2 protein-coding genes are annotated in these 5,092 nt (G+C 25.5%); both read left to right on the top strand.

Features of this window, described 5'->3' with window-relative positions:
- Window positions 1–461: 461 nt before the first annotated feature.
- Window positions 462–2,366, top strand: a complete 1,905-nt coding sequence (locus GBZ86_RS12530; RefSeq protein ID WP_152891155.1) for an NAD(+) synthase — start codon at window positions 462–464, stop codon at window positions 2,364–2,366.
- A 179-nt stretch (window positions 2,367–2,545) separates the two neighbouring features.
- A partial coding sequence (locus GBZ86_RS12525) for a cation-translocating P-type ATPase (RefSeq protein ID WP_152891153.1) occupies window positions 2,546–5,092 on the top strand: 2,547 nt, incomplete at its 3' end.

Genomic DNA, 5,092 nt, shown 5'->3' with positions numbered 1-5,092 from the left:
CATATATAAAATTAAAATCTATTGCTCTATCAATTTGTCTAACTAAATGATTTTTAGGCACAAGAGCTTCTAAACTGTTAAATTCAATTTTAAATCTATTATCAGTATTTTTTTTAGTCATCATATTTATCACCCAATATTATTTTATAAGAAAATGGAAAGGCTGTCGACTTTGTCGACAGCCTGAAGCACTCTTAAAGAGTGCTAAAAAATAAAATCCTACGTATGCCTTTATTAAAAGGCTATTATAATTATATACATATATTAAAATTTATATTCCTATAAAATTAATTATAATTTGATTTTATTTTAAATTCGTTTTAATATTTATATATATTGATAAAATATTAGAAATTTAATTAAAACTAACATATTTTTTAAAATAAAAACAAGATTTTATTATAAGTTTATAAATATTTTAAAATAATAAATACTAACTAATGTAAAAAGGAGATGATATTATGAATTTTATAAAAGTAGGCGCTGCTTCACCTAAGATTAAAGTAAGTGATATTAAGTTTAATATTGAAAATATAAAAAAATTAATCGATGAAGCTATAGAAATTAATACTAAAATTTTAATTTTTCCTGAGTTATGTATAACATCATACACTTGTGCTGATTTATTTACAAATAATAAATTATTAGAAGAAAGTGATTCAGCTATACATCAATTAGTTCAATTTTCTAAGGGAAAAGATATTTTATTTGCTGTTGGAGCACCTCTTCTAATTAATTATTGTTTATATAACTGTGCTTATATAATATTAAATGGTAAAATTTTAGGAATAGTTCCTAAAAGCTATATACCAAACTATTCTGAGTTTTATGAAAAAAGATGGTTTACGGAAGGATTAGGTATTACTAATACTGAAATCCAGTTATCATTTCAAGAAAATATTCCTTTTGGTACAGATTTGTTATTTAAATTCAAAGAGATTTGTTTAGGATTTGAAATATGTGAAGATTTATGGGTAACTATACCTCCAAGTTCTTATTTAAGTATAATGGGAGCAAATATTATAGGAAATCTGTCAGCATCTAATGAATTAGTATCTAAAAGCTCCTATAGAAAGGATTTAATTAGTAATCAAAGTGCTAGAACATTAGGAGCATATATATACTCTTCTGCTGGTGTTCATGAATCTACTACAGATTTATTATTTAGTGGTCATATGTTAGTTGCTGAAAATGGAATTATATTAAAAGAAAATAAAAGATTTAACAGAGAAAATGAACTAATTACTTCTATAATAGATGTTTTTAAATTAAATTCCGAAAGAATGAAAAATATTAGTTTTAGAGCTACTACTACAACTTCTTCAATAAAACCTAGAATTATTCATTTTAAATTTAATAATGTGGATTTAAAAGAATTTGATAGATATGTAGATAAACATCCTTTTGTTCCTAAAAACAAAGCTTTAAGAAATGAACGTTGTGAAGAAATATTAAATATACAATCTTCCGCTTTAGCTAAGCGTTTAGAACATACAAATCTAAACAAAGTAGTTGTTGGAATATCTGGTGGTTTAGATTCTACTTTAGCTTTATTGGTTGTGGTTAAAACTTTTGATATGTTAAATATTCCTAGAAAAAATATAATAACTATAACAATGCCTGGTTTTGGAACAACTGATAGAACATATAATAATGCTTTAACTTTATGTAAAGAGCTTGGTTGTGATTTAAGAGAAATAAATATTGTAAAAGCATCTTTACAACATTTTAATGATATAGGGCATGATCCTTCTATCCATGATATTACATATGAAAATGTTCAAGCTAGAGAAAGAACTCAAATACTTATGGATATAGCTAACAAAGAAGCAGGACTTTTAATAGGTACAGGTGATTTATCTGAATTAGCTTTAGGATGGTGTACATATAATGGTGATCATATGTCTATGTATTCTGTAAATTGCTCTGTTCCTAAAACATTAGTTAGGTATTTAGTTAGATATTTTGCAGATTATATAACTTCTAAAACCACAAGTGAAACTTTATTAGATATTTTAGATACACCTGTTAGTCCTGAATTATTACCAAAAGATAACAAAGGAAATATTGCTCAAAAAACTGAAGATATAGTAGGACCTTATGAACTTCATGATTTCTTCTTATATCATTTTATAAAACACGGATCTTCTCCAGAAAGAATTTTATTTTTAGCTAAAAAAGCTTTTAAAGGAGATTATGAAGAGGACACTATAAAAAAATGGTTAGATAAATTTATGTATAGATTCTTTAGTCAACAGTTTAAGCGTTCTGCATTGCCTGATGGTCCAAAAGTTGGTTCTATATCATTATCTCCGAGAGGTGATTGGAGAATGCCATCTGATGCAAGTATTAATAGTTTTATATAGTCTTAAAATTTAATATTAAAAAGTCATTATTCTAAAAATTAAAAAGAATAATGACTTTTTTTTATTTAATAAAATATAAAACCCTTATTTTTATATTGCTTAATCTATTAAAAACATGTACAAATTTTATCTGTTTTCAATATGATGTAAGTAAAATACTTATATAGGTGGATAATTATATGTGGTATTCTAAAAAAACTATTGATATTGAAAAAGAATTAAATACAAACTTAGTTTTAGGTCTTAATTCAGAAGAAGCACTAATTAGATTAAATAAATATGGTAAAAATAAACTTATAACAAAGAGAAAAAAGAATGTTTTTCAATTATTTTTTTCTCAAATAAATGATTCTATGATTTATATTCTTTTAGGTGCTACTTTAATATCAGCTTTCTTAAAAGAATATACTGATTCATTAATAATTTTAATTGTAATATTAATTAATTCTATTATTGGTGTTATTCAAGAATGGAAAGCTGAAAAAGCTTTAGATGCTTTAAAAGAACTTTCTACTCCTAAAGCTTTAGTAAAAAGGAATAGTACTATAATAGAAATTCCTTCCGAAGAAGTTGTAGTAGGAGATATAGTTATTATAGATGCAGGTAGATATATACCCTGTGATTTAAGATTAATAGAAAGTATAAACCTTAAAATCGAAGAATCAGCTTTTACTGGTGAATCTGTCCCTGCTGAAAAAAATACTAATTTCACAAGTTCTAATGAACAACTACCTGTAGGAGATCAATACAATATGGCCTTTATGTCTACATTAGTTACTTATGGTAGAGGTATTGGAATTGCTGTTGCTACAGGAATGGATACTGAAATAGGTCACATAGCTAAAATGCTTGATAATGAAAAAGAAGAACAAACCCCACTTCAAAAAAAACTTTCTCAACTAGGAAAAATACTTGGAATATTAGCAATAACAATTTGTATTATAATTTTTATCATTTCTTTTTTTCAAAAACGAGATATGTTAGAAATGTTTTTAACATCTATATCTTTAGCTGTTGCTGCTATACCAGAAGGATTACCTGCTATTGTAGCCATAGTATTAGCCCTAGGCGTACAACGTATGGTAAAAAAGAATGCAATTATCAGAAAATTGCCGGCAGTTGAAACACTTGGAGCTGTAAATATAATTTGTTCTGATAAAACAGGTACATTAACTCAGAATAAAATGACTGTAACAAAGTTTTATATTAATACTATTAAAGATATAACTGAACTAAATTTAAATGAAGAACAAAATATTTTTCTTTTAAGTTGTATGATGCTTTGCAATGATGCCACCTATACTAAAAATAGTTCTACAGGTGATCCTACTGAAATTGCTCTTTTGGAAGTAGGTTTAAATAATGACATCTTATATGAAGAACTTAATGAAAAACATAAAAGAATATATGAAATTCCTTTTGATTCTAATAGAAAATTAATGACTACAATAAATGACTTTAAGGACAGCTCTTTAATCTTTACTAAAGGTGCTATTGATTCTATATTAAAAATATGCAAAAAAGTGTTAATTAATAATAAAGAATTAGATTTAACCCTTGATGTTAAAAATAATATTATAAATGCAGCAAATAAAATGTCAAATGAAGCATTAAGAGTATTAGCTTTTGCATATAGACCCTTAATTAAAGACGAAAAACTTAATAACTCTTCATTAGAAAAAAATTTAATTTTTATTGGTATGATAGGAATGATAGATCCTCCACGCACAGAAGTTAAAAATTCTATTAAATTATGCAAAAATGCTGGTATAACCCCTATAATGATTACAGGTGATTATAAAAATACAGCTTTTGCAATAGCTAAAGATTTAGAAATAGCTAACAATTTAAGTGAAGTAATTTCTAGCGATGAATTAGATAATTTATCTGATGAAGAACTAAGCAAAAATATAGATAATTATAAAATTTTTGCTAGAGTTTCTCCAGAGCATAAAGTTAAAATTGTAAAAGCTTTTAAATCTAATAATAATATAGTCTCTATGACGGGTGATGGTGTTAATGATGCTCCTTCACTAAAAGTAGCTGATATAGGAGTTGCTATGGGTATAACTGGTACAGATGTAGCTAAAGGAGCTGCTGATATGATTTTAACTGATGATAATTTTTCTACTATAGTTTCTGCCGTTGAAGAGGGAAGAAAAATTTATAAAAACATAAAAAAATCTATTGTTTTTTTGCTTTCTTGTAACTTAGGAGAAATTATTACATTATTTATTGCTATTTTATTTAATTGGGCAACTCCACTTTTACCTATTCATATATTATGGGTAAATTTAATTACAGATAGCTTTCCAGCTATAGCTTTAGGCGTTGATCCTAGTGATGAAGATGTTATGTCAGATTCTCCTCGTTCTTCTAAAGAAAGTATTTTTACTTTTTATGAAAAATTTCAATTAACTTTAAATGGTTTATTAATAGGATTTTTAACTTTAGTTGCTTTTAAATTAGGAGAGTATATTTATCCCAATTCTTTAAGTCATGCTCAAACTATGTCCTTTGTAGTACTAAGCATCTCTCAATTATTTTTAGCTTTATCTCTTAGGAATAGTAAAAAATCTATATTTAAAATAGGATTATTCAGCAATAAATATTTAATATATTCTATATTATTAGGAATACTATTACAGTTTTTAATAATTTCTGTACCATTTATAGCTTCAATTTTTAAAGTATATGTTTTAACTATTAGTGATTGGATTTTTGTA

This window comes from Clostridium tarantellae (assembly GCF_009295725.1).
Classification (GTDB): domain Bacteria; phylum Bacillota; class Clostridia; order Clostridiales; family Clostridiaceae; genus Sarcina; species Sarcina tarantellae.
The sequence above is the reverse complement of the archived record's forward strand: the minus strand, read 5'-3'. Positions and strand labels throughout refer to the sequence as shown.

Excerpts from the sequence above, each read along its gene's own strand:
- GBZ86_RS12530 (WP_152891155.1), top strand. The coding sequence starts at position 462 with ATGAATTTTATAAAAGTAGGCGCTGCTTCACCTAAGATTAAAGTAAGT.